Here is a 24,396-nt window from a genome sequence, read left to right as displayed (position 1 = left end):
TGGTGGATGACGATGAAACTCCGATTGGTAGATTTTTTGAACGATATTAATAATGGGGAGATTGTGTTTGTAGAATATAGATCCACATCCCATCCCGAGCTCCTTTTTGAAAAAATATTGTCTTGGGCAGAGAAAAACGGTTTGTCTATCTTGATCATTGATGTTCTTGACACATTCCACCTTTTCATGCAACAGCTTAGATTCATGGGGCATGATACATCATCACTAGAAACACTACCAGTTATTAAAGCTGGAGGGCGTGTGGAAACGAGAAACATAATTGGAAGAATTAGAATAATGGAGGAGTTTTATGTATACCTTAAAGAGTACAACGATGCAGTGAGCAAATTCTTTGAGCGGGTATCTCCTAAAAAAGCTGCTGTGGTCTTTTTAGGTACGGAAAAGTTCATGTATTCTATCCAAGATTCTCATTTCAGGGTAGAAGAGTTTTTTGATAAACTGATTAAAAAAGCTCCTTTCAAAGGGAACATAACGTTTGTTTTTGCTTTAACTGGACTCATGAATGAGCATGTTAAAGCCTCTTGGTATGAGTGCTCTACAAGAATTATTACTCTCAACGAGAGAGGGGATCAAGCATTCGTTAAGAAAGCGCCTAAACTTAATCTGTTGAAAGAGGTGATAGAAGTATGAATGACTCAACTAAAGAAATTGTGGAATATTTGAGATCCATTACGTGGAAAGAGGGCGTTGTAGTAGAATACTCTCCTTCTGAACCCATACATTTTATATTTAAGTGGTTAGTTAACGTTTCGCGAAAGTTCACGGAGAATGTACTGGTGTTGGATATCTTAGATATCTTGCCTATGATAAAGCTTAGTCTTGAAGTTGCTGGAGAGGATACTTCTTTTATGGATACGCTGGATGTAATAAAAGGTGGGGGAAGCATAAACGTTGGGAGGATAATTGGATACTTGGATCCATATCAGGATCCAACGGTTTATATGGCCCACTACATGAGAATCCTTCGAGAGTACTATAAAGAGCATAGGAATGTGGTGTATTTCATTTTTGGCGTTGAAAAACTTGTTCATTTGAGAGAAAGAAGAGAGGAGTTTGAATTATACATTACTAATTATATGCGCTATGTTTTAGGAAACGAGGATAGGATTGGTGTATATTTTATAAACAAAAACATTGCAACTGATGCTTTTCGTCTCCAAGCTGAAGAGGCGGCTTCTCGGGTTCTCGAAATTTCTCATGAAAAGGGAATATTGAAAGTAAGTATTAAAAAGTCTCCTCGGCTAGAAGATCATGGGAAGGAATTCAAGATTCCTTTTGAGGATTTGCTTCTTTCAGAAGTTTAGCTTCTATCTCATGAAGTCTTCTTTTTGTATCTTCACTCAATAATCTCTCAAGCTCTTCTCTTGCTGCCTTCGCGAGTTCAAATTTAGATGCGTACTCCTTGGACACTTCTACCCATGGAATTTTCTTTTCCTCGACAAATACATCTATATCTGCAAATCTCTGATAGTCTCTGTACTCTAATCCTTTGAGAAGGAACTTTATTCTGAGGGGCTCTTCCCAAGTTATAAGCTTTATTTTGTAAACCTTGATCCTCATGAATGGTCTTGGGTAATCCCAGTCCCACCCTTCACTTACGACATAGCCGAGATCGAGATCTTCAAGAACTAGAAGTACCCTTTCTATATTCTCTTCGTATCTCTTCTCGGTGTCGTAGATTCTGATAGTGATCTCTTTCCAACCCTCCGGGAGCAGTTTAAAGAGTATAATTGGCAAGTCAGTTCTTAAGGTTCTGTAGACTTCTATGAAATTTTTTCTGATCAAAAACGCTTCTTTTATATCTCTTATGCTCAAAGGTTCGCTCAATTTCTTGTCTGTCACCAGAAGTAGGGTATCTTGCTCTTCTCCTTCGTTAATACCCCTAGCGAAGCTTGTCTCTATCCCATCGTACCTTTTAGGAATTATTTCGGAAGTTTTTTCAGCTTCTTTTGGCACTCTCAGAAGAATTATCTGGGGCCCAAGGTTTGCTCTGTCAAAAGGGGCTTTTGCATTTAGAAGCTCCTTTAAAACGCTGTCACTTCGCATTCTGACCAAAAAAGCTCCCCTTTTTAGATTTAATACTGTCTTCCATTCTTCTGCAGGGGTTACAAAGATTATTGTATCAAGTTCTCCGCTTTGATTCCATGCATCGTCAACGGAGAGTTCTTCTACTCCAAAAAGATTTTTTAGGAAGCTTTCGCCACCTTCAACATCTGATGTCCTCAAAAAGAGCATTGAAGGACCAAAACGCATTAATCTCATCACAATCCCCTCATTAACTTATATCCCCTTTCAAAATTTGTCCCATCGGGATATTTGACCCTAACAACTTTCTTACTCCCCAGAAGGATGAAGTTCACATTTAAAAGGCCATTCAATCCATGCTTGATATTCCTGAAGTTATGTCCGTAGAGAATGAAATCAACATCTTTGGGAGGATTTAGCTGACTGGGATCATGTGCTAAGGCAAGCTTTACTTCGTCTACCTTAACGACCTCTCCGGGCTTTACTATTCGAGCTTTTCTGACGAGTTTTTTGAGTACTTCCTCACTATCCTCATTTCCTGGAACAATGTATATCTCAGCTCCGGAATTTTCAAGTATATCTAATAACTCTTTTACCCTTTCTGCATACCTTTCCTTTAATTCGGGCTTTCTTTCAAGTTTTATGTTGTCCACAAGGTCTCCGGTATGAATAATATACTCCGGTCTGCTTTTTTCTATTAGGTTTAGGATGAAAGGATATATATTGTCCGGAGTGTCGCTTATATGCATTATCTTGGCCTCTTTACTCTCCAGTAATTCTTTTGGAAGCCCTCTTCTTCTTAAAAAGCTGGGTAAGTTTAACCTCATCACAATAATTCCAGAACAACATTTTATATACCTTTGGTTTTATTCTTAGAAAGGTGGAGTGTATGAGAATCTTAGTACTTGGGGCTGGCAATGTTGGAAAGGCTATAGCTTATGATCTTAGTAAGGATTTTGAAGTGTGGGCAGGAGATAGAGACTTAAATCGATTGGAAGATGTAAAGAATTATGCGAACCCAATAAAAGTAGATGCCTCTGATTTTAGTTCCTTAGTTGAGAAAATGAAGGGCTTTGATCTTGTTGTGGGAGCCCTTCCCGGAAGGTTTGGATTTAGAACTCTAAAAGCGGCTATAGAAGCTGGGGTGGATATTGTGGATGTTTCTTTTATGCCAGAAAATCCGTTAGCGCTTAGGGAAGAGGCCGTAAAAGCAAATATGACGGCTATCGTTGATGCTGGTTTTGCTCCGGGACTTAGCAATATTTTCTTGGGAAGAATATATCAGGAGTTAAGCCCTCTTGAGGAGGGAATAATCCGTGTGGGCGGGCTTCCGAAGATCCCAAAGCCACCCCTTTACTACAAAATCACTTGGTCGCCGTATGATCTGATAGAAGAATACACAAGGAAGGCAAGGATTGTGAAAGATGGCGAAGTTAGAGAAGTGGATCCACTGGAAAAAATTTGGAAAGTAAAGCTCAAAGACTTCGAATTTGAAGAGTTTGTAAGTGATGGGCTGAGAACCCTTATTGAAACAATAAACGCAAATCACCTCGAGGAGAGAACCCTTAGGTGGCCGGGGCATCTGGAGAAAATGAAAGTCCTGAAAGAGCTAGGATTTTTTGAAGAAGAAAACGTTGAATTTACGCTTAGGGTAATTGCCCCACTAATGAATTACGAGAGCGAGGACTTTTCGATAATGGAAGTTTATGGCAGGGGCTTTAAGAATGAAAAAGAGAGGGAAATCAGGTACTTCTTATATGATGAAGCAAAGGATGGTTTTACTTCTATGGCAAGGGTGACGGGATTCACGGCCGCTATAGTTTCTAGGATCGTTATGAATGGAGAGTGCGCATATGGAGTAATTCCTCCAGAGATTTTAGGGATGAGGGCTGACACGTATTCAAAAATAATGAAAGAGATAAGGGAGAGAGACATCCATGTGGAGGTAGTGGAAGATGCTCCATTTAGTAATAGCCGATAGTGAACTTGAGCTTGTGCCGGAGAAGATAAGAGACCACCCTTCGGTTGTCAACTATGCAAGGAAGAGGGGAAAGAAGCCAGATGAAGTGCTTCTTGATTCCACCTATCATCATTCAGCCCTTAAACTGCTGGAGGATGGAGAGAGGAGGGGAAGGCCGGATATAGTCCACCTGTGCCTTATAAATGCCCTTGAGAGTATATTAAACAAAGAAGGAAAGCTTAGGGTTTATGTGCACACAAGAAACGACGAAGTTATTTATATTAAACCCGAGACCAGGCTTCCTCGAAACTACAATCGCTTTGTGGGGCTGATGGAAAGCTTATTCAAAAACAAAGCCGTTCCCAGAGATCTTGAACTTCTGAAAATGAGGAAGGGAACGCTTTCAGAACTCCTTGAGGAGATAGGCCCAGATGGGATTTTCATAATGCATGAAAATGGGAATTTATTAACTCCAAAGGAATTCGGAGAAAAATTGGTTAATTACGCTTCGCCAGCTGTTATCGTTGGCGGATTCCCCCATGGGGACTTTTTGAGTGAAGTAAAGGGAGAAAGGATTAGCATTTACAAGGAGCCTTTAATGGCATGGAGTGTTGTCAATGAGGTTTTGATAAACTATGAGGGAAGTTTACTTTGGTAGAATCTTCTTCAAAAATTTTTTAAATGCTTAAAATAAACCACATCAAGAACGTTTGTGGGAGGTAAGAAAAATGGGAGACAAAACCAGAGTTCAGGTTAGTAAGCTCAAACCCGGAAGATACATCCTTATTGATGACGAGCCGTGCAGAATAGTCAACATTACGGTTTCATCCCCAGGAAAGCACGGTTCAGCAAAGGCTAGAATTGAGGCCGTTGGAATATTTGACGGCAAGGTTAGGAGCATTGTGAAGCCAACAAGCGCTGAAGTTGATGTCCCAATTATCGACAAGAGAACGGGTCAAATAATAGCTCTCACACCAGACACAGTCCAGCTCATGGACATGGAGACATACGAAATCTTTGATGTCCCGATAGCAACGGGCGTTGATGATGAAATCAAGGACAAGATCAGAGAGGGTATTAGCGTTGAATACTGGGAAACCCTTGGCAGAATAAAAATAATGAAGCTCAAAGGAGAAAGCGAGTGATTCTTTTCTTATCTTAAATTTTTATGAGATTCCTGGGGCTTGCAACAACTTTACTTGCAGTTTTAATTCCTCGCTCTATTGCTTCTTTTAAAGAATCTCCTTGGGAGACGCCTGCCATTATTGTTCCGAAGAGTGAGTCTCCAGCACCCGTGAGTTCTACAACTCTCGTTTTTTCGGCGGGTACTGAGATGACATTTTCTTCTTCATCAAGTGCAATTACTTTTCCTTTCCGAAAGCTTCGCCCTTCAGGCCGGGGAGGGGTCAGTCTAAAAGAAGTCATTGTGAAGAGTGACGAGGGCAAGGAGGTCATTAAGCTTAGCATAGCTGGCAGAGAAGTTCCTCTAAGACCCAATGAGAAAATTGTCGTTCCTCTTTAGCTTTTAATCTTGCAAAACTTTTTAACCCCTATTCTAAACCCTCTCCGGGTGAAGGATGATGGAACTCCTCTATACCTATGAGACGCTAAAGCTTGAGTTTCCAATGAGCGATATTGAGGAAGCTGACTTTGTAATCCTCGGCATTCCCTTTGATGGAACAACTTCCTACAAACCTGGAACAAGGTTCGGGCCTACGTTAATAAGACAAGCCACGCTCAATTTGGAGAGCTATATTTTAGATTACGATATTGACCTTGCAGAGGTAGAGATAGCTGACGTTGGCGATTTAGCCATCGTCGCTGGTAATCCGCTTGAAACAATAAAAAGAGGCATTGAGACAATAGAAGAAATTAAGAGAATAAACCCTAAGGCAGTCCCTATAGTCTTGGGCGGTGAACACTCAATGACTTTTGCCCCAGTGAAGGCATTAAAGCCGAAAAGCTACGTGGTATTCGATGCCCACCTTGATTTAAGAGAGAGTTATGAAGATAACCCCTGGAATCACGCATGTGTTGCCAGAAGGATTTCAGAATTGGGGGTTAAGGTTGCCGAGTTTGGAATAAGAAGTGGTACAAAAGAAGAGGTGGAATATGCCAAAGAGGCTGACATACCTTGGGTTCACGCAAGGGAGTACACTCTCGAAAAGTTCATAGAGGTCGTAAAGGAGCTTCCAGAGCCGGTGTATGTATCTGTGGACATAGATGTCTTTGATCTTTCAATGGTTCCTTCAACTGGGACTCCAGAAGCTGGTGGATTAAGGTTTTGGGAGGTTTTAGAGGCGCTGGAATGGTTGGTGAAGAACAAAGAGGTCATTGGTTTTGATATAATGGAAGTGGCGGGGATGGAGCTTGGAGACATTACAGCTTTAACTGCCGCAAAACTCCTCTTTTACATGATTGGAATGCTTTCAAAATGATTCACTCTTCTATGTACATTTCTCTTAATGCCCTATAATATGCCTTGTAGATGTCCCTCTTTGTTACAACACCGATAAGCCTTCTGTTTTCTGGACTTTCAACAATGGGAAGAAGGTTTTGGTCGTATTTCATTAGTTTTTCAAAGGTATCTTGGGCTGTTTCATTTAAATATCCAACACCATATTCCTTGCGCAAAAACCTCTCTATTGGTAACGTTTTTATTCTTTGGGAGAGGTTTAGGAAGTCTTTTATACCCACTATTCCCAATACGTTCATTTTTTCATCAACAACCGGGAAACAATCATGGCCGGTCTTTGCAACGAGCTCCTCAACATCCCTTAGGGTATTCCATTTGTAAACAAAGATGGGCTTTACAGTCATTATCTCTCTAACGGGGATAGTCTCTAAAACAACGGGGCGACCTGTTTTTATGCGAATTCCCCTCCGTTCAAGCTTTAGGGTATATACCGAAGAGCCTTTGAGAATAAACCTAGCTGTTAAAAAGCTCGTTGTTGCGGAGGTTATAACTCCTGGAAGAAGAGCGTATCCTCTAGTGAGCTCTGCCACCATGAGTATCTGGTTTATTGGTGCTTGAGTTAGTCCGCTGAAGAACGCTGCCATTCCTGCTAGGGCATAAACGGCTGGATTGATACCAATGGTGGGGAAAAGAAGTTTTAAAATTGTTCCATATGCAGCTCCAAGTAGAGCACCAATATAAAGGCTGGGAGCGAAGATGCCGCCGCTGTGCCCGGAGGATATCATCACGGATGTTGCCACCATCTTTCCAATTCCTAAAAGGATAAGGACTGCAAGGGGGAGCAATCCTGCAATGGCAAGCTCCATCCCTTCATAACCAACCCCAAGTATTCCGTATTGGGGGAAGAACATTCCGATAAAGCCAACACTTAGCCCTCCGATAAAAAGCTTTGTCCACAGTGGAGTTTTAGTACCTTCAAATCTATCGGTGAGCCAAAACAGAAACTTTGCCCAATATGCAGCTAAAATCCCAAATAGTAAACCCATAAGGAACAGAAAGAAAAGTTCAATATGTTCATGGGCAATCTGAAGGGGAATATTGACTTCAAAAGCCTCCCCCAGGAACAGCAACGTCACGGTATTGCCGACTACGGCAGATAGGAATATCGGGACGAGGTTTATTGAAAATATCCCCATGTAAACGACTTCAAGGGCGAACATCGCTCCGGCAAATGGAGTATTAAACGTCCCTGCTATTCCTGCAGCTAAACCACATGTGGTTGGGAGCTTTTTCATTTCCGAGGAGAGTTTAAAAGTCTGCGCTAAGGCTGAGGCTAATGAAGCTCCGATAAAGCCTATCGGGCCTTCTCTACCAACACTTCCTCCGCTTCCGATGGTAATTGAAGTTACCAATGCCTTCAAGATTGCCAGTATTCCCTTTATTTCTCCTCTTTTGAATATAACCGCCTCTATAACCTCGGGTATGCCGTTTCCCTTTAATTCGGGATAATTTTTGATTATTGGTGCGACTATGAGGCTCCCTATTGCTGGAAGCAGAATATACCCGAAGTTGTAACCGTGGTAATAGAAGGAGATGTGAGGGAGTAAAATCTCAAAAAACAGCAATCTCGTGAGAAATATTAGCTTTCTGAAAACAACCGCCCCCAATCCACTGACTACCCCTGTGAGTATAGAGAGGAAAAGAATAGTTGCCCACTTCTTTACATACTCTTCTCTTCTCATCGACTTAGGAATAATCTCTAGGGGTATTTAAAGATTGAAGAAACCAAAGGTGGGCATATTAAAGTTTAAAAGTTAAGCCTTTAAGGCTTCTTCCAGCAGCTTTAGTCCTACGTTGAGGTATTCTCTTGCCTTTTCTTCACTTCTTGCCTCTGCAAAGATTCTTATTATTGGCTCTGTTCCGCTTGCCCTTACGAGCACCCATCCATCTTCGAAAAGAACCTTTGTTCCATCGGTGGTGTCAATTTTTAGCCCTTCTTTCTCTGCAATCTCCGCAACCTTTGCCACTATTGCTTTTCTGTCCCCCTCGACGTGTCTTTTGGTCTTTACTTGGTAGAACTTTGGAAGCTCGTCTATAAGCTCACTGAACTTTTTACCGCTTTTTGCAAAGATTTCAACTATCTTTGCAGCGGTCATAGCTCCATCTCTGCCCAAAACGTGATCTGGGAATATTACTCCCCCGTTTTCCTCTCCTCCCACTAAACCGTTGTGCTCAAGCAGTGCCCTCGAAACTATTAGATCTCCAACTTTTGTCTTCAGAACTTTTCCTCCGTAGATTTTGGCAAGCTCGTCTATTATGTGGGAGGTTGCTACGGTTGTTACGACCAAACCTCCCTTGTTTTCTTCGAGCATTGCTTTCACAACTAAGGCGAAGGTTTTGTCTCCTTGTATGAAGTTTCCGTTCTCGTCTATGAAGACTGATCGGTCTGCATCGCCATCTTGGGCTATTCCAAAGTCCGCTCCAAGTGCTTTCACGATCTTCATAAATCCTTGGAGATTCTCTTCATTGGGTTCTGGGTTTCTTGCGGGGAAGTGTCCGTCGGGATGGGCGTTTACGCTAACAACTTTACAGCCGAGCTCTCTCAAGAGGTAAGGGAGCACTAAGGATCCTGCACCATTCGAAGTATCCACCACGACAAAGGGTCTTCTCTTTCTTATTGCCTCCACATCCACCCTCGCCTTTATTGCATCTATGTAAGGCCTTATTATGTCCCTCTCAACCAGCTGACCTATCTCGTCCCACTTAGCTCTGTAAAAGTCTTCTTTGAAGAATAACTCCTCTACAATTGCTTCTCTTTCTTTTTTAAGGCCTAGACCATTTGGCTCGAGGAGTTTTATCCCATTATATTCAGGTGGATTGTGGCTTGCAGTTATTACAGCCCCTCCATCGACTTTGAAGTACTTGCATGCAAACTGAATCGCTGGAGTTGGTGCTATGCCCACATCTATGACGTTGACTCCAACGCTTAGAAGACCGCTTATCAGGGCATTTTTGAGCATCTCTCCGCTAACTCTTGTGTCCCTTCCTACGACAACCCAGAGCTCCTTGTCAGGCTGTTCCCTTTTTAGGAGCGTTCCAAATGCCATTCCCATTTTGAGTGCAAATTCTGGGGTTATCTTTTCATTTGCGATTCCTCTAACTCCAAACGTCCCAAATATCTTGCCCATCACCATCACCTCACGCAAGTGCTTTTATAAGCTCAAGGATGATTGCTATGAAGGAATAGAATGCATAGGTAAAGACTGCAACCTGAATTAGTGCAACTCCTCCCTTTAGTGCCTTCATGTTTTCAGGTAGGAGGGGTATAGGGATTCCAATTAACACTGTACCAAAGAGGAGTATTATAACCCTATACAATGCGTCGAAGTCTATCGGGAGTTTCATCTCTGGGTAGGTTATCTCTACATTAACCCCTTGAATGGGGACGGTGATCTTAGCATTCCCAAGTCCCTTTAGAGTGAAGTAGCTTATCACAAGTACGAAGAGTATAGTGCCGAGTAGGCTAATTGAAAGGGAGGAGAGCGTTTCGCTGAGTCTTTCCCATCTGTCTTTGCAGCTTTCTTTCCCCATTTTTAGTCTCTCCCGAAGTCATCCTGGAACCTTTCAATGTCATCTTCCCCTAGATATTCCCCGATCTGAGTCTCTATGACCTCAAGGATCACTTTTCCCGGATTTTCGAGCCTGTGGACAACCCCTGCGGGAATGAATGTGCTCTCTCCCGGCCTTAGCAGTAGCTCCTTCTCTCCGATTTTTACCTTTGCAGTCCCCCTCACAACAACCCAATGCTCTGAACGATGATAATGTCTTTGGAGGGATAATCTTTTGCCAGGTAAGACCGTTAAGCGCTTTATTTTATACCTCTCTCCCTCTTCAAGAACTGTATAGGCTCCCCAGGGTCTGTATGCAGTTCTGTGTACTAAGGCTCTCTCATCTCCTTTTTCTACTAACTTTTTGTAGACCTCTTTGACCTTTTGGGTTTCGCCCTTCTTAGCTACGAGCAGGGCATCTCCGGTGTCTATTATCACTAGGTCTTCTACCCCTACTGTTGCGGTTAGCCTTTCTGTTATTATCAGGTTGTCCTTTGAATCTACGTTTATATAGTCTCCCTTAAATCCACTTATTCTGAGGGCATTTCCGTTTTCATCTTTTTCAAAGGCCTCGTATATTGCATCAAAGCTTCCCAAGTCATTCCAGTAAGTGTTTAGTGGCACTACAGCTGCTTTGTCAGTCTTTTCCATGATGCCATAGTCTACGGAAATTTCCGGAACCTTTTCATATGCTTCTTCTATGCTTTTCGCCTCTTCGAAGGCGTTGTAGACCTCTGGAGCGAGAGTTTTTACTTCTTCAATGAACAGTGAGCTATCGAAAAGGAACATACCGCTGTTCCAGTAGTAGCCCTCTCCCACATAGCGCTTTGCGGTCTCGTAATCCGGCTTTTCTTTGAACTCCTCAACTTTGTATCCCCCTTCAAGTTTCTCTCCTGGTTTTATGTAGCCATAGCCGGTGTGGGGCTTTGTTGGCTTAATGCCGAATGTTATGAAATAGTTATCTGCAAGTTTTTCGGCATTTTCAAACGCCCTTACATAGTCTTCGTTAATCCTTATTAGATGATCTGATGGTAGAACAGCAACTTTTGACTTCCCGTAGTTCTCTTCTATAACCCTCATTCCCCAGAAAATTGCGGGCAAAGTATTTTTTCCAACAGGTTCAAGAAGAATATTCTCCTCTGGAACTTCTATACCAAGCTCCTTCAAGTCATCTAGAACCCTAAACTTGTATTCCTTGTTTGTGACGATGAATATCTCTTTGGGTTTCGAGAATTTTAACGCTCTTTCAACGGTCTTTTGGAAAAGGGATGCACTGTCGAAAATTCTTATAAACTGCTTTGGCATTAACTCTCTACTCAATGGCCATAATCTAGTCCCTTTTCCTCCAGCAAGGATAAGTGTTTTCATTCTATCACCTCCATAAGTTCTTTTATTGTCTTTATGTTCTTAGCTCTTTTGTGTGAAAGGTTTATAGCAAATGGGTGATCAACAACCTCAAGCATCGGAATATCGTTTTCTCCATCCCCCACGGCGTAGCTTTCTACTTTTCCAATCTTTGAGTATAAACCTATAAGCATTTTTGCGGCTTTCCCCTTATCAGTGTCTCCGGTAACAGTGTAAAATCTGCTGCCTCTGGTGATCTTAAGCCCTCTCTGCTCTATCTCTTTTTGGAATCCCTCTTTTGCCCATTTGAAAATTGTCTCTGAATATTCTCTCTTCACAGCGAGTTCTGCAAGTTCCTTTGGGAGACCAGTAAATTCGATAATCTCTTCAATTGTTGAATTCCCATAGTATTTTAGTCCAAAGCGGCTGCTTATTTCATCTAAAGCTTTTTTTATGATATCATACTTTGTGCCGAGTTCGATGACATAGTAACCCTCATTTTCCCGGCTGTATGGGAATTCAAAGTTGAAATACCCTTTTGGAATGTAAATTGCGCTCCCATTCTCAACTATGAAGGGATCCGAGACTTTGAGTGCTTTTCTGTAATACTCCTGCTCTGCTTTCGTCTTTGAAGAGTTAAAGATTATCTTGAAGCCCTTCTCCCTCAGAAAGTCCACTATCTCCCTTGCTGGTTCTGGGAAATAGTCCTCTCCAATAAGAGTTTTATCCAGATCTAGGAAGATCACCTTCATAGATCAAACCTCAGAAGGGTCTCTTGGTTTGACTCAAGAACTTTCATCCACTTCTTGGTGTCTATATCCTTTATAGGTCTCATGATTCTCGGCTTTGGTGGTTCTTCGTTCTCTTTTATTATCCCATGCATTCTGAGATCCTCTAAAATCTGCCTCTTCAACCGCTCTGATGCAAGTTTTGAGTGGTATATTGTGGTTAAAGACAGCAACACCATCTCCTTTACATGTTCCTGCCCCTTATCCTCGTGGAAGTGGGGATTTAACGTTTCTATCTGGAATATTTCTATCCCTTGATCAAAAACATCTTGGAACTCTTCCACATTTTCCCAACTACCAAAGCGCTCAAGAAGATACACTATCTCATAGGGCTCTATTGAATAGCCCGTTGAAAACGGTAGAATTTCTGCAAGCTTCATTGTCATTGCGTGTTCTCCAGCATTGCCGGTTACCATTATCGTGGTTTCAAATGCAGTCTTCTCACTTATCAGCTGATTCAGATAGCGATTAGTTATTTCACTCACCCTTCCCCACTTCTTGAAATAAAGCGTTCCTCTGCTAACTTTAGGCTTGTGCCTCCAGTGGAGCCTTACCATCGTGTATTCACTTTCACTCATCAAGAATCCAGCGGCATAGTCCTTGACATATTCATTAACCGCTCCGGGTATGTAGTTGTCTGCATCAACGAATCCTACGTATTTGGCTCCTATTGCCCTAGCAAGCATTATTCCTATGAGCATGCCCTCTCCTTTTCCACTTCTCACAAGTCCTTTTTCGTCTAAGATGTCCTCGTACCCTGTCTCTCTAAACGCCTCCGCTAGCCCGGGATCTCTCTGGTGGATCATAATAACTTTCGAGTGTGTCAAATTGCAGAAGTGTTTTACTAAATCTACCTCCTGCTTGAATCTGTTGGGCCCCTTTCTTTTGCTGTTAGAGACTATTATGATTGGCGATTTGTGGGGTATTGCTTTAAGAACTCCATCAACTAAGTGTAGCTTTTCGTTTTTCATCGGCACGACTATTGCCATTTCTCCGATGGTTTTGTAGATATCCTCCCTTGGAATATTTTGAACAGTGAACATAGGAACATCTTCAGTTTCCGTATCCATCTTGATGACTTTTTGTAGTTCGTAAATCTTCACAGCTCCAAAGATTTCTTTATAAACCGGAGCTTCTAAAAGCATATTATCACCTCCCAAGTGATTAGAGCAAGCAGAATAATGAAAACACTCTGCCAGATACTTTTTATTTTTTCCTATATATAAATTTTACCCTAGGTTAAAAAAATAAAGAAGGTTACCTTTTCCTCATGCCAAATTCACTGACAAAAGCAGAGCTTGAAATGGTATCTCCAATTCCAACGGTGCTCTTGGGAGATGCTACAATCTTTGTTGGCACAAAAGCAAGTTGTCTGTCCACCATATCAATAAGGCCGTTCTCAAATTCTGTGAACTCCTTTTCAAGTTCTTCTTCAAGCACTATTGCCCTTTCATTTGTTGGTACACTTAGGGCATCTCTAATCTGCTCTATTCTTTCAAGGTTTCCTTTCATGGCTTTAGCAGCTGCAGCGAGGGATGCAAAGAGCAGAGCATCTCTTACCTCTTCTCCTCTGTATTGAGTTAGGGCGAGGTAGTAGCCGTAGGTGTGGAAGTGAATTCTCTCAATTCCTGTCTCGTCCATTAAAACATTCATCGCATCTATGACTGAGAAGATATGTCCCTCCAGAACTTCTTTTGCCAGCTCCTCGTCTCCTATTATCTCCATTATTGAGGCAAGTTCTACTTCATTAAGGCCGACGCTTGTGAACTTCGGTAGAAGCTCTATAAGTGCCTCCCTAACCCTTCTGTTTGCAGTATATGCAAATTCAAAATGGCTCTTCACGTTGTAGCGGTTGAGGATATTCAAATGACTTTCAACTCTATCAAGAACATCTCTGTATGTTGTTCCGTCGGGGTAGTATTCCTTTAAAACATGCAGCCCGCTTATTATCGCTAGCTCAACATTTTTGGTAATTTCCTCAAAGCCTTCTCTGAATTCCCTTCTCATGTAGACCCTCGCGTTGTAGTCATCGGCATTGGCTATGAATCTATTCTCTCTTGGTGCTTGAACATCAAAAACCTGAAAACCTCTGGGAAATTCATATATGTAGTGGATTAACTCTTCTTCCTCTGCAATGGCATCTTTAGGGTGAACTAGCTTCAACTCATTTCCTTCAAAGACGGGGACATAAATAGGACCATCTACAAACAACTCCGCCTGAAGCTTTGGATTCTGAGGAACATGAACAATCGTCGGAATCCTATACACTCCCCCAAGAAGGTTCGCCATTATCCCTGCCTGCCCTCCTATTCTCAGCTCATCCCATCCCCATTCCCTTAAGTATCTCCTCACTTCCTTACTCTCTACAAACCACTCCATGGCCTTGCCAAGTTTTATGCTCCTCAATATTCCACCAAGAAGCTCTTCAATGGAGGAGATCTTTTCAGGTGGATTTTCAATAATTTCAAAAACCTTGTCTCTCCCTATTTCGGTTATTCTTTTTTCTAGATCTTCCTTGTCTAAGTATTTTATGGCATCAATGTTGGTGTTATATGCCAGAAGAACACCCTTAACGTTTGGGATAGCGTTTAGAGCATTCTCAAAGGCGTTTACATACAGCCTTTTCCACAATCTTATCCTATCTTTAAGGCTTTCCTTCATAGCTTATCACCTCCAGTGTTGGTATGCATTCAAAATTAATAAACATTAGCCAAGATAAACTTCAAAAACTTCCGGCATAAACTATGGATGATGATAATCAAAGGTATTGGGTTGGATTCTTCATCAAAAATTGCCTTTCAAAGTCATGCTCACACTGATCATTTTGTTAGTGGAGAGTTTATAATATCCACAAAACCCACGAAGTTCCTCAGCCATCTCAAAAAAGGTGGATTCTACAAGACCTACCGATTTGGAGAGAGCTTTTACATAGGTGATTATAAAGCAAGGCTCTATCCAGCAGGTCACATGCTGGGCTCTGCTCAAATATACATCAAATTTGATGAGTTTTCGCTCCTTTACACAGGGGATGTAAAATGGTTTAAGCTTAGAACGGCCGAAAAAAGCAAATTCAGAAAGGCTGATATCTTGGTTATTGAAGCCACTTACGGCCTTCCAATGTACAACTTTCCGACTCCAAGAGAAGCTGAAAAGAAGCTCATAGCCTTTGTGGAGGAAGCATTAGACAGAAAAAAGGTTCCAACGCTCTATGCAAATCAAATGGGAAAGGCTCAGGAACTGCTTAAAATTCTGGACGTTCATGGCTATTCTGCGAGAGTTCCAAGTGATATAAGAAAAGTCGCCAAGATCTACGAAAAATTTGGAATTAAGTTTAACAACATTTCAAATGATGGGGAGGTTGTTATTAGGGGCTTTAGGACTCAAAAGCCTATTAACGGCATCCATCCTTCTGAGCTGTTTGTTTCTGGGTTTGGGAATCTAAAGCTCAGCAACCATGCAGACTTCTGGGAGCTTATAAGAATAATTGAGAGGGTTAAGCCTGAAAAAATTTACACACGATATGGCTATAATAGGGAATTTGCAAGGATTTTGAGAGGATTAGGATATGAAGCAAGGCCTGTAGAAGATGTTTTGCTTTCAGGAGAATTAATTTGAAAGAAGAAGAAATCAGAGTGATTTCAAGTATTCAGCATAAGCGTTAGCATCCATAAGCTCTTTCAATTCCTCTTTAAGATTGCTTGGCTTTATCTTAGCAATCCAAGCTCCATATGGGTCTTCGTTGATTTTTTCTGGAGCGTCTTCAAGTTCTTCGTTAACTTCAATTACCTCACCGCTAACTGGTGCGTAAACTTCGCTTACGGCTTTTACGCTTTCTACTTCGCAGAGTACATCCCCTTTTGCCACCTCTTTTCCAACCTCTGGAAGTTCTACATAAGCGAGGTCACCAAGTTCCTTTTGTGCATAGTCGGTTATTCCCACTAAAACCGTGCCATCCTCAAGCACTTGAGCCCATTCGTGGTCCTTGGTGTAGTATAATCCCTCTTTAATCTTGTATTCTCCAACCTCAATCATAGCAATCACCATAGCCTTTTATGGCTAAAAAACATTTAAAGCTTTTCCTAATTGTGATCACTTTTGAGCAAAATGTATTATTGAATTGACCACATAAATCAGCTTTTGAGGGAGAGTAAATGAGAGACAATCGAAATTTTTGGCTCTTTGCCATGGGACGTTTCGTATCTCTCGTGGGAAGTGGAGTACAAGATGGGGCTTTGCCCTTGTTCATTCTAGATTTAACAGGCTCTGGCACGATAATGGGAACTTTTATGATAATTTCAATGCTTCCTCGATTACTCCTATACCCAATAGCTGGCGTTTTGGGAGATAGAATCAATAGAAAGTGGATAATGGTCTAGATGGACTTTGGAAGGGGAGCAGTTATTATACTTCTAGCTCTTTTGGCTTCAAAAAATTTGATAACAATACCTATCCTTTTTGGAACGCAGTTCGTTGTGTCGATCATGAACGCTTTGTTCGGGCCGGCAACCAGTGCTATGCTGCCGGATATAGTAGAAAAAGAGGAGTTAATGAGAGCAAATTCAATTTTGATGAGCCTCAACAGCACAGCTTATATAGTAGGCCCAGCCCTTGGTGGGATAATTTATGGGATGGGAGGAATAATGATAGCGTTTCTTATCAATGGTGTGTCGTTTATAGCTTCAGGTGTTAGTGAGCTTTTTATAAGATTATGAACAAAAAGTAGAGAAGATAAAAAAACATTGGCGAAGTTTTTGAGGGTTTAAGAGATGGCTTAAACTACATAAGAGTCCAAAGAGGGATATTAATTTTGATGGGCTTTGCTTTGGTGATTAACTTTTTTGCGGCTCCAATATTTGCGGTTCTTTACCCTTATGTGATGAGGATAGTTATTAAATTCACTGCAGAACAGTACGGTCTTTTAGAGACTTCGTTTATGGGGGTATACTTCTCGGAAACATCTTAATCGGTGCACTGTTTGCAAAGAAAAAGGCTGAGAACCTTTTAGTTAAAGGTTTGATAGTTGAAACAATTCTACTGTTGATTTTTGCCGTTTTAATGTTTCCACAAAGCATTGCATTCTTTTTGGGACCCAGCTGGAGAATGTTTGGTGCAATTGCTTTGGTATCGGTTTTAATGGGGATTTCAAATGTCTTCGTGAACACTCCACTAAACGTGGAATTCCAGCAGCTTGTTCCAACGGAATATAGGGCGAGGCTGTTTTCGGTTTTGGAAGTTATGAGTCAGGGAATAATCCCCATAGGCTATGGTCTCGTTGGCATACTCCTCGATAAGACTCCCGCCCATTTAATTGCTCTTAGTTTAGCAGTACTGGTACTTTTCTTAGTTTTGTTATTTGTGACAAAATACTCAAAAGCTGTTTTCATAGAATTTGAAAGTAGGAAGAAGGAAGCTGAAATGGAAGCAATGCCTTTAACTCTTCATCATGATACTGTCAGGATAACTGGGGTATCACCTCCTGAAGCCATTCAGTCACATCACCAGGCGGTCCACCAAACCGAGAATGAATTCTAACAAAATTATACCAGAATGAAAACAGAAAAACAAACCTGTGAACCCTCCTCCAGTCTCTAGCCCTGAAGTTATTCCAGAAACGCTTTGTTCTCTCTTTAACAGTCCTAAACCAGCGCTCAACACAGTTCCTCGGCCCGAAAGTCACATGCAGATAATCCAGCCCGAGAGATTTAAACGCTGATTTATACCACGGCCCTTTGTCAACCAGGAAAATTGGCTGTCCCTCGCAGGATTTCAAAACAACTAGAATGAAGTCCCTGGCAATCCACCAGTTCCTAACGCTTGTAATCCATACTGCTAGGATTTCTTTGCTCTCAACGTCGATTGCAGCCCAGAGAAATCTCTTCTGGCCGTTGATCTTTATCACTGTCTCGTCAATTGCGATGAAGTTTCTCTGTTTTTTGACTGCGAGGATTTTCGGCTGGTAAACTGCTTTCGCGAATTTTTGGACTGTTTCCCAGACTGTTGTGTGGCTGATTTCGAGGATTGTTCCTACCTGTCTGTAACTTAGTCCGTGCAGGTACAGGTTTATTGCCCTGGTTTTCTTTTTTGCTGGGATTTTGTTCCGGCGAAAGGTTTTTAAGACTGAAACCAGTAAGTAAATAATGGTTTCAGTCCTCATTTCTCTCCCCTTTTCTGAAGAGGTATCAGAAACTTAAACCTAACGTCCCACTGCTTATCCTGACAGTGTCCTTCATCATATCCAGGGCGTGTTTAGTTTCACCCCCTGTTATTTAAACAGTATTTGACTCTGAGGAGGATTTTCAGACCATAACACATTACCCCAAGCAGGATTCGGGTTACAGTAGTCTTTTTCAGAAAACAGGGGATCCTACTGCCAAACCACGTTGTAAACGCACCCCAGAACCCCTCATGAGGATTCCTACGCCTGTACTCTTCTTCAGAAAACACTCTGTCTCTCTTCTTACTACCAAAACCACCTGGAGCGTTCTTAGTTTTCTTAACAATCGGCCGATAACCCTTTTCCACCACAGTGTTCAGAACTTTCTTTGAATCATAAGCCCCATCAGCATAAAAATTCCCAGAACCCCCCGGCAGGAGTTCAATCAGCTCGTTCTCAGAAGTTGTGATCTTCACAGCAACCGGATACAGTAAACCCGGCAGGATTCTCGTTATTGCCTGAACTTCTATCCTGCCCTTTTTTTATTTGTAATAATGGTTGAGTCTGCTTGAGTGCTGGCGTAGGGTAATTTCTGGAGTTTTTTCAGGAGGTGGTTTGTCAGTTCTTCGAGGTTCAGCTTTTTCTCCCAGTTGTGGAGGGTTGAGTAGTGAATGTTTGCTCCGAAGAATTTTCTGCCGTAGTGCTGGGCGTCTCTGAGAGGTAGGTTGTAGTATTGTTTAAAGAGGAGTATTGCCAGTATTGTTTTTACTGGAAATTTTTTGGATTTTGGCAGGTTCTTCAGCTTTCCTTCTGATTCGAAGTCTGCTAAAACGTCAAGAATTGCGAATGCCACGCTTTCAGGGTCTTTGAGTCTGTGATCCCATCTGGGGATCACGACAACCACCCGAAAGAATTCAGCAAAAACCCTAATAAAGGTTACTATAAACACGCCCATCATATCCAAAAGATTTAAATATCCCAATGCCAAGATAAAGGGCGATGCTTATGAGGGGGGATCGAGTTCTCCACAAGTTGGTATTCCTCTTATGCTGATCAACTTAGCTATCCCCCTAGACGTAAATCCAAGTCTTTTTCCTCGGTGCAAACTCTTTTAAAAGACGTCTTTAACAACATCAGGGAGGTTAGGATATGGTAGATTTCAAGGCTATTGAAGAAAAATGGCAGCAGAAGTGGCTGGAAGAGAAGGTATTCGAACCTCAGATAGATGAAAAGAAGCCAAAGTTCTACATAACGGTTGCATTCCCCTACTTGTCAGGCCACCTTCACGTGGGGCATGCAAGGACCTACACGATACCGGACGTTATTGCAAGGTTCAAGAGAATGCAGGGATACAATGTTTTGTTCCCAATGGCGTGGCATATAACCGGCTCTCCAATAGTCGGGATAGCGGAAAGAATAAAGCATAGAGACCCCCAGACAATCTACGTTTATAGGGATGTCTACAAAGTTCCAGAGGATATTCTATGGACATTTGAAGATCCAGTGAATATAGTTAAGTATTTCATGAAGGCCGCAAAGGAGACTTTTATCAGAGCGGGTTTTAGTGTTGACTGGAGCAGAGAATTCCACACGACATCGCTCTTTCCGCCGTTCAGTAAGTTTATCGAGTGGCAGTTCTTGAGGTTAAAAGAAAAAGGGTTGATCGTTAGGGGAACCCACTACGTCAGATGGGATCCGGTTGTTGGAACCCCCTTGGGAGATCACGACCTGATTGAGGGAGAAGATGTACAGATACTGGATTACATTCTGATAAAGTTCGTTCTTGAAGAGGAAGGCGAAGTTTACTATCTACCTGCAGCAACTCTAAGGCCCGAAACCGTTTACGGAGTAACCAACATGTGGTTAAATCCCGAGGCAACTTACGTGAAAGCCAGAGTTAAGAGCAGAGACAAGGAAGAGAAATGGATAATAAGCAAGGAAGCCGCTTACAAGTTGAGCTTCCAAGATAAGGATATTGAAGTTCTGGAAGAGTTCAAGGGAGAGAAGTTAATTGGAAAGTGGGTCAAGAACCCGGTAACTGGAGATGAGGTAATTATTTTGCCTGCTGAGTTCGTTGATCCAGATAACGCTACCGGAGTAGTCATGAGCGTTCCTGCACATGCACCCTTCGATCATGCAGCCTTAGAGGACATAAAGAAGAACACTGAGCTGTTATTGAAATACGAGATTGATCCAAGGATCGTTGAAAACATAAGCTACATCTCCCTGATTGAGTTGGAGGGTTATGGTGAATTTCCGGCTGTTGAAGAGAGTGAAAAGCTTGGAGTAAAGAGCCAAAAAGATGTGGAAAAACTTGAACAGGCCACAAAAAACATCTACAAAGCTGAATACCACAAGGGTGTCTTCAAGATTGAGCCCTACAAAGGAAAACCCGTTAATGAGGTAAAGGAGCTAGTAGCTAAGGATATGTTCGAAAAAGGAGTAGCTGACAGGATGTATGAATTCTCGGACAAAAACGTCATCTCAAGGTTTGGAAACAGGGCGGTTATAAAAATAATCCACGACCAATGGTTTATCGACTACGGAAACCCAGAATGGAAGGCAAAAGCAAGAGAGGCTTTGGCGCAAATGAAAATCCTGCCGGAGTCAAGAAGGGCACAGTTTGAAGCCATAATAGAGTGGCTCGACAAGAAAGCCTGCGCGAGAAAAGTCGGCCTTGGAACTCCTTTGCCGTGGGATCCGGAGTGGGTGATCGAAAGTCTGAGCGACTCAACAATTTACATGGCTTACTACACCATAGGCAGAGCCGTAAATAAGTATGGCATTAAAGGAGAACAGCTAATCCCAGAAGTTTTTGACTACATATTCCTTGAGAACTTCAGTGAGGAAAAAGAAAAGCAGCTAAGCGAAAAAACAGGCATTCCAAAGGAAGTTATAAGAGAAATGAAGGAAGAATTTGAATACTGGTACCCGCTGGACTGGAGATGCTCGGCTAAGGACTTAATTCCAAACCACCTGACGTTCTTCATATTCAACCATGTGGCTATCTTCAGGAAGAAGCACTGGCCAAAGGGCATAGCGGTGAACGGCTTTGGAACCCTCGAAGGGCAGAAGATGAGCAAGAGCAAAGGGAACGTCCTCAACTTTATCGATGCCATTGAGGAAAATGGAGCAGATGTGGTTAGACTTTACATAATGAGCCTTGCAGAGCACGACAGCGACTTTGATTGGAAGAGAAGCGAAGTAGGCAAATTAAGGAAGCAGATAGAGAGGTTCTACGAGCTGATAACGGAATTTGCAACTTATGAAGACAAAGATGTTGAGCTGATGGACATCGACAAGTGGCTACTCCACAGAGTCAACAAGGCCATAAAAAGCGCCACTGAGGCTTTAGAAGAATTTAGAACAAGAACAGCTGTTCAATGGGCCTTCTACAACATACTGAATGACCTAAGATGGTACATGAGGAGAACGGAAGGAAGGGATGACGATGCGAAGAGAGCAACTTTAAGAAGGCTTGCGGATGTATGGGTTAGGTTAATGGCCCCATTTACACCACACATAGCTGAAGAACTCTGGAAGAAGCTTGGCGGAGATGGCTTTGTAAGTTTGGCGAAATGGCCTGAACCGGTTGAAGAGTGGTGGAATGAAACAATAGAACTCGAGGAAGAGTACATCAAAGCGCTCATAGAGGACATAAAGGAGATAATCAGCGTTGCAAAGCTTGAAAATGCAAGAAGGGCCTACATTTACACAGCCGAAGAGTGGAAGTGGAGAGTAGCAGAAATAGTTGCGGAGAAGAAGGACTTCAAGGCAGCGATGAGTGAAGTAATGAAAGACCCAGAGATGAGAAAGCGTGGCAAGGAAGTTTCAAAGCTGATTCAAAAGCTTGTCAAGGAGAGAGCTTTTGAACTCAAGCGCATCGATGAGGAGAAGGCTTTAAGGCAGGCAAAGGCCTTCATAGAACGCGAGACTGGGCTGGAAATAATCATAAACCCAGAGGAGGACAAGGGCGGAAAGAAGAAGCAGGCAATGCCGATGAAGCCTGCAATATTTGTGGAGTGAGTTCTAGCTTTTCTACCTCTTTTTCTCTTAAGAATATTCTAAAAAGGAGAAAAGCGGCATTAAAGACCAAGCTCAAAATTCGAAATTATGAGTTTGCTTGAAGCCTTTTTATCGTATCGATGTAAAACGGGGCTGTTGCAAATACAGAGACGAGCTCTGGGATTGCTACTCCCTCTGGAATATTGTACGCAAAATGAATGAGCCACGCCAGTATCGCAACTGTTAGAGCAGGAATAGGCAAATAACTTCTAAAGTAGACCCCATAGGCGACTAGGAATACTGCAAGGGAGAGAAAGAACGCCACCGAGACTTTAAAGTGCAGTCCCCTGTAGATTTCATCAAAAACAGCCACCAGAATTAGCGTAAACCCAACTAAGAATCCCACGGCAGAAAAAGCTTTGCTGGTTTTGTATATGCACAGTGCTGAAACGTATATGATAAGAGCCCCTCCGAGACTTAAACCAAAGTTAAATATCGGCGCAACGGAGCTTCTTGTGGCATGTCCAAGATCGCTTAGGGCGTTGTTTGTGATACTGAACCAATCTGAGAGAAGTATTGCTATTGCAATTGATATTAAAGGTATTGCTATTGAGAGATACGCCAGATATAAACAGGGGGCTTTATTTATTGCTTTCATGGTTTTGACTTGGCACTTAACCTAAATAAGGTTTTTTGGAGAAATTTAAAATTAAGAAAAAAGCCTAGAACTTCAAAACCCTTGCTAGAACTACCAGTGGGTCCCAAACCGGGGCAAACGGTGGTGCATAGGCTAAATCGGCAAAGAAGAGGTCTTTTGTTGTAAATCCTGCTTGTAAAGCTACTGCAAAAGCATCCACTCTTGGAAGTATCTCTGCTCCAACTGCCTGTAAGCCTAAGAACCTTCCGTTCTCTTTGTCAGCTATCCCTTTAAGCCATATCTTCTTTCCGCCTGGATAATAATGGGGTTTTGTTCTTGCCTCTATGAATGCCGTCTTAACATCATATCCTTCTTTTAGGGCTTCTCCTTCTGTTAGCCCGGTTTTCCCAATTTCAAGATCCATGAATTTGGTTATGGCCGTTCCAAGAACTCCTGGAAAGGTTATGTCAACACCCGCTATGTTGCTTCCCGCTACGTAGCCCATCTTATTGCCCGGTGGGGCCAATGGCACCCATACCCTTCTGCCAGTAATCAAATGCTTTGTTTCGGCAACGTCTCCAGCAGCATAAACGTTTTCAATGTTCGTTTGCATTCTCTCGTTTGTCCATATTGCTCCAGTCTCTCCTATCCGAACCCCCAGCTGTCGCGCAAGCTCAGTATTGGGCTTTATTCCAGTGGCTATGATAACTAGGTCGGCTTTATACTCCCCTGCATCAGTGATTACCTTTTCTACCCTATTCTCTCCTTCAATTCTAAGGGTTACTTCCTCCAGACGAAGGTTTAGGTGTTCTCTGAGTTTTGCTTCTACTATATCGGTTATCTCCTTGTCAAAGGTTTTTCTCAAGACCCTCTCACTTCTGCCAATAAGGGTGACATTCTTTCCCTGAACCACAAACGCCTCGGCCATTTCAAGGGCTATGTAGCCAGTTCCAATTACCACAACGTTTCTTACATCGTTTTTTTCCATGTACTCTTTTATTGCAACTGCATCTGGGGGTAGGTCTGCTGTAAAGACTCCTTTCAGTTCCACACCCTCTATTGGTGGGACTTGGGGAGAGGCACCATTTGCAAAAACTAAATAGTCCCATTCGTACGTTTTCTCTCCGTTTTCTTCTCTCACTCTCACGCTTCCCTGTTCAACTTCTATCACTTCTGCATTCAAGTGCAGGTCAATTCCCCTCTTTTTAATGAAAAACTCTGGTGGATAGTGCATGAGCTTCTCCTTTGGGGAAATCCCTTCAACGACGTAAGGAACACCGCATGGAGCGTGGCTTACCCATTCAGTTGCTTCAAACACTTTTACATCCCACTCAGGCTTTAACCTCTTCACCCTTGATGCAGTGCTCATTCCCGCTGCTCCACCACCTATTATCACTACTTTTTTCATAAGCATCACCAAAGAAGGGTTGTAAACCTA

Annotated in this window: 27 protein-coding genes; 11 read left to right on the top strand and 16 right to left on the bottom strand. The window is 42.3% G+C overall.

What is annotated here, in order from left to right; translation table 11 throughout:
• Positions 1–6 precede the first annotated feature (6 nt).
• Both ACZ5NL_RS04535 and ACZ5NL_RS04530 read left to right on the top strand, forming a co-directional pair.
• The gene (locus tag ACZ5NL_RS04535; protein ID WP_464843148.1) at positions 7–651 is read left to right on the top strand and encodes a DUF257 family protein; all 645 of its coding nucleotides are present in this window, start codon (positions 7–9) and stop codon (positions 649–651) included.
• Positions 648–1,325 carry a DUF257 family protein gene (locus tag ACZ5NL_RS04530; RefSeq protein ID WP_464843147.1) on the top strand — a complete coding sequence of 226 codons (678 nt, stop codon included), beginning with the start codon at positions 648–650 and terminating at the stop codon, positions 1,323–1,325. Before ACZ5NL_RS04535 ends, ACZ5NL_RS04530 begins: the two co-directional genes overlap by 4 nt.
• On the opposite strand, the gene ACZ5NL_RS04525 is transcribed toward ACZ5NL_RS04530, so the two are convergent.
• Both ACZ5NL_RS04525 and ACZ5NL_RS04520 read right to left on the bottom strand, forming a co-directional pair.
• Complete coding sequence (locus ACZ5NL_RS04525) at positions 1,285–2,283, bottom strand: hypothetical protein (RefSeq protein ID WP_464843145.1); 999 nt, start codon at positions 2,281–2,283, stop codon at positions 1,285–1,287. The two genes, ACZ5NL_RS04530 and ACZ5NL_RS04525, sit on opposite strands and share 41 nt — an antisense overlap.
• Positions 2,283–2,873 (bottom strand): metallophosphoesterase family protein, encoded by a 591-nt coding sequence (locus ACZ5NL_RS04520; RefSeq protein WP_464843144.1) that lies wholly within the window; start codon positions 2,871–2,873, stop codon positions 2,283–2,285. The genes ACZ5NL_RS04525 and ACZ5NL_RS04520 overlap by 1 nt, the downstream gene beginning before the upstream one ends.
• Positions 2,874–2,935: 62 nt before the next feature.
• Here ACZ5NL_RS04520 and ACZ5NL_RS04515 point away from each other — a divergent pair, with 62 nt between their 5' ends.
• The 3 genes from ACZ5NL_RS04515 (at position 2,936) to ACZ5NL_RS04505 (ending at position 5,151) form a co-directional block, all read left to right on the top strand.
• Positions 2,936–4,027, top strand: a complete 1,092-nt coding sequence (locus ACZ5NL_RS04515) for a saccharopine dehydrogenase family protein (protein ID WP_464843143.1) — start codon at positions 2,936–2,938, stop codon at positions 4,025–4,027.
• Positions 4,002–4,664 (top strand): 16S rRNA methyltransferase, encoded by a 663-nt coding sequence (locus ACZ5NL_RS04510; protein ID WP_464843142.1) that lies wholly within the window; start codon positions 4,002–4,004, stop codon positions 4,662–4,664. The genes ACZ5NL_RS04515 and ACZ5NL_RS04510 overlap by 26 nt, the downstream gene beginning before the upstream one ends.
• 70 nt (positions 4,665–4,734) lie before the next feature.
• Positions 4,735–5,151 (top strand): translation initiation factor IF-5A, encoded by a 417-nt coding sequence (locus ACZ5NL_RS04505; RefSeq protein ID WP_464843141.1) that lies wholly within the window; start codon positions 4,735–4,737, stop codon positions 5,149–5,151.
• Between the two features lie 13 nt (positions 5,152–5,164).
• Here ACZ5NL_RS04505 and ACZ5NL_RS04500 read toward each other — a convergent pair whose 3' ends face one another.
• Positions 5,165–5,431, bottom strand: a complete 267-nt coding sequence (locus ACZ5NL_RS04500; protein WP_464843140.1) for a PfkB family carbohydrate kinase — start codon at positions 5,429–5,431, stop codon at positions 5,165–5,167.
• A 155-nt stretch (positions 5,432–5,586) separates the two neighbouring features.
• Between ACZ5NL_RS04500 and speB the strand changes: the two genes are divergently transcribed.
• The gene (speB, locus tag ACZ5NL_RS04495; RefSeq protein WP_464843139.1) at positions 5,587–6,444 is read left to right on the top strand and encodes an agmatinase; all 858 of its coding nucleotides are present in this window, start codon (positions 5,587–5,589) and stop codon (positions 6,442–6,444) included.
• Position 6,445: 1 nt separating this feature from the next.
• Here the strand turns inward: speB and ACZ5NL_RS04490 are convergent, their stop codons facing one another.
• The 7 genes from ACZ5NL_RS04490 to ACZ5NL_RS04460 all read right to left on the bottom strand — a co-directional run bounded on the left by ACZ5NL_RS04490 (position 6,446) and on the right by ACZ5NL_RS04460 (position 14,799).
• On the bottom strand, positions 6,446–8,164 hold the full coding sequence (locus tag ACZ5NL_RS04490; RefSeq protein ID WP_464843138.1) for a chloride channel protein: 1,719 nt from the start codon (positions 8,162–8,164) through the stop codon (positions 6,446–6,448).
• 72 nt (positions 8,165–8,236) lie between these two features.
• Positions 8,237–9,610, bottom strand: a complete 1,374-nt coding sequence (gene glmM, locus ACZ5NL_RS04485; RefSeq protein WP_252743170.1) for a phosphoglucosamine mutase — start codon at positions 9,608–9,610, stop codon at positions 8,237–8,239.
• 10 nt (positions 9,611–9,620) lie between these two features.
• Positions 9,621–10,013, bottom strand: a complete 393-nt coding sequence (locus tag ACZ5NL_RS04480) for a hypothetical protein (protein WP_464843137.1) — start codon at positions 10,011–10,013, stop codon at positions 9,621–9,623.
• 2 nt (positions 10,014–10,015) lie between these two features.
• Complete coding sequence (locus ACZ5NL_RS04475) at positions 10,016–11,398, bottom strand: mannose-1-phosphate guanylyltransferase/mannose-6-phosphate isomerase (protein ID WP_464843136.1); 1,383 nt, start codon at positions 11,396–11,398, stop codon at positions 10,016–10,018.
• The gene (mpgP, locus tag ACZ5NL_RS04470) at positions 11,395–12,126 is read right to left on the bottom strand and encodes a mannosyl-3-phosphoglycerate phosphatase (RefSeq protein WP_464843135.1); all 732 of its coding nucleotides are present in this window, start codon (positions 12,124–12,126) and stop codon (positions 11,395–11,397) included. Before mpgP ends, ACZ5NL_RS04475 begins: the two co-directional genes overlap by 4 nt.
• Positions 12,123–13,307 carry a mannosyl-3-phosphoglycerate synthase gene (gene mpgS / locus ACZ5NL_RS04465; RefSeq protein ID WP_464843134.1) on the bottom strand — a complete coding sequence of 395 codons (1,185 nt, stop codon included), beginning with the start codon at positions 13,305–13,307 and terminating at the stop codon, positions 12,123–12,125. The genes mpgP and mpgS overlap by 4 nt, the downstream gene beginning before the upstream one ends.
• A 112-nt stretch (positions 13,308–13,419) precedes the next feature.
• The gene (locus tag ACZ5NL_RS04460) at positions 13,420–14,799 is read right to left on the bottom strand and encodes an ADP-specific glucokinase (RefSeq protein ID WP_464843315.1); all 1,380 of its coding nucleotides are present in this window, start codon (positions 14,797–14,799) and stop codon (positions 13,420–13,422) included.
• A gap of 114 nt (positions 14,800–14,913) precedes the next feature.
• Here ACZ5NL_RS04460 and ACZ5NL_RS04455 point away from each other — a divergent pair, with 114 nt between their 5' ends.
• Positions 14,914–15,777, top strand: a complete 864-nt coding sequence (locus ACZ5NL_RS04455; protein WP_464843133.1) for an MBL fold metallo-hydrolase — start codon at positions 14,914–14,916, stop codon at positions 15,775–15,777.
• Between the two features lie 12 nt (positions 15,778–15,789).
• Here ACZ5NL_RS04455 and gcvH read toward each other — a convergent pair whose 3' ends face one another.
• Positions 15,790–16,194, bottom strand: a complete 405-nt coding sequence (gene gcvH, locus ACZ5NL_RS04450) for a glycine cleavage system protein GcvH (protein WP_464843314.1) — start codon at positions 16,192–16,194, stop codon at positions 15,790–15,792.
• Positions 16,195–16,313: 119 nt separating this feature from the next.
• Between gcvH and ACZ5NL_RS04445 the strand changes: the two genes are divergently transcribed.
• The 3 genes from ACZ5NL_RS04445 (at position 16,314) to ACZ5NL_RS04435 (ending at position 17,694) form a co-directional block, all read left to right on the top strand.
• Positions 16,314–16,538, top strand: coding sequence for a hypothetical protein (locus ACZ5NL_RS04445; protein WP_464843132.1), 225 nt, complete (start codon positions 16,314–16,316; stop codon positions 16,536–16,538).
• Positions 16,539–16,874, top strand: coding sequence for an MFS transporter (locus ACZ5NL_RS04440; protein WP_464843131.1), 336 nt, complete (start codon positions 16,539–16,541; stop codon positions 16,872–16,874).
• A gap of 301 nt (positions 16,875–17,175) precedes the next feature.
• On the top strand, positions 17,176–17,694 hold the full coding sequence (locus ACZ5NL_RS04435) for a hypothetical protein (RefSeq protein ID WP_464843130.1): 519 nt from the start codon (positions 17,176–17,178) through the stop codon (positions 17,692–17,694).
• Here ACZ5NL_RS04435 and ACZ5NL_RS04430 read toward each other — a convergent pair.
• The 3 genes from ACZ5NL_RS04430 to ACZ5NL_RS04420 form a co-directional block, all read right to left on the bottom strand.
• Positions 17,615–18,316, bottom strand: a complete 702-nt coding sequence (locus ACZ5NL_RS04430; RefSeq protein WP_011011653.1) for an IS6-like element ISPfu5 family transposase — start codon at positions 18,314–18,316, stop codon at positions 17,615–17,617. The genes ACZ5NL_RS04435 and ACZ5NL_RS04430 overlap by 80 nt on opposite strands.
• Positions 18,317–18,414: 98 nt before the next feature.
• A complete protein-coding gene (locus tag ACZ5NL_RS04425; RefSeq protein ID WP_042697605.1) occupies positions 18,415–18,792 on the bottom strand; it encodes a hypothetical protein in 378 nt (125 codons plus the stop codon).
• A 50-nt stretch (positions 18,793–18,842) separates the two neighbouring features.
• Positions 18,843–19,220 (bottom strand): hypothetical protein, encoded by a 378-nt coding sequence (locus ACZ5NL_RS04420; protein WP_464841843.1) that lies wholly within the window; start codon positions 19,218–19,220, stop codon positions 18,843–18,845.
• Positions 19,221–19,465: 245 nt separating this feature from the next.
• Between ACZ5NL_RS04420 and leuS the strand changes: the two genes are divergently transcribed.
• Positions 19,466–22,342 carry a leucine--tRNA ligase gene (gene leuS, locus ACZ5NL_RS04415; RefSeq protein ID WP_464843129.1) on the top strand — a complete coding sequence of 959 codons (2,877 nt, stop codon included), beginning with the start codon at positions 19,466–19,468 and terminating at the stop codon, positions 22,340–22,342.
• A gap of 85 nt (positions 22,343–22,427) precedes the next feature.
• On the opposite strand, the gene ACZ5NL_RS04410 is transcribed toward leuS, so the two are convergent.
• Both ACZ5NL_RS04410 and cdr read right to left on the bottom strand, forming a co-directional pair.
• Entirely contained in the window at positions 22,428–22,979 is a 552-nt protein-coding gene (locus ACZ5NL_RS04410; protein ID WP_464843128.1) for a DUF998 domain-containing protein, read from the bottom strand.
• A gap of 64 nt (positions 22,980–23,043) precedes the next feature.
• A complete protein-coding gene (gene cdr, locus ACZ5NL_RS04405; protein ID WP_464843127.1) occupies positions 23,044–24,372 on the bottom strand; it encodes a CoA-disulfide reductase in 1,329 nt (442 codons plus the stop codon).
• Positions 24,373–24,396: the final 24 nt, after the last annotated feature.

The sequence above is a fragment of the Thermococcus aegaeus genome (assembly GCF_055393685.1).
The sequence above is the reverse complement of the archived record's forward strand: the minus strand, read 5'-3'. Positions and strand labels throughout refer to the sequence as shown.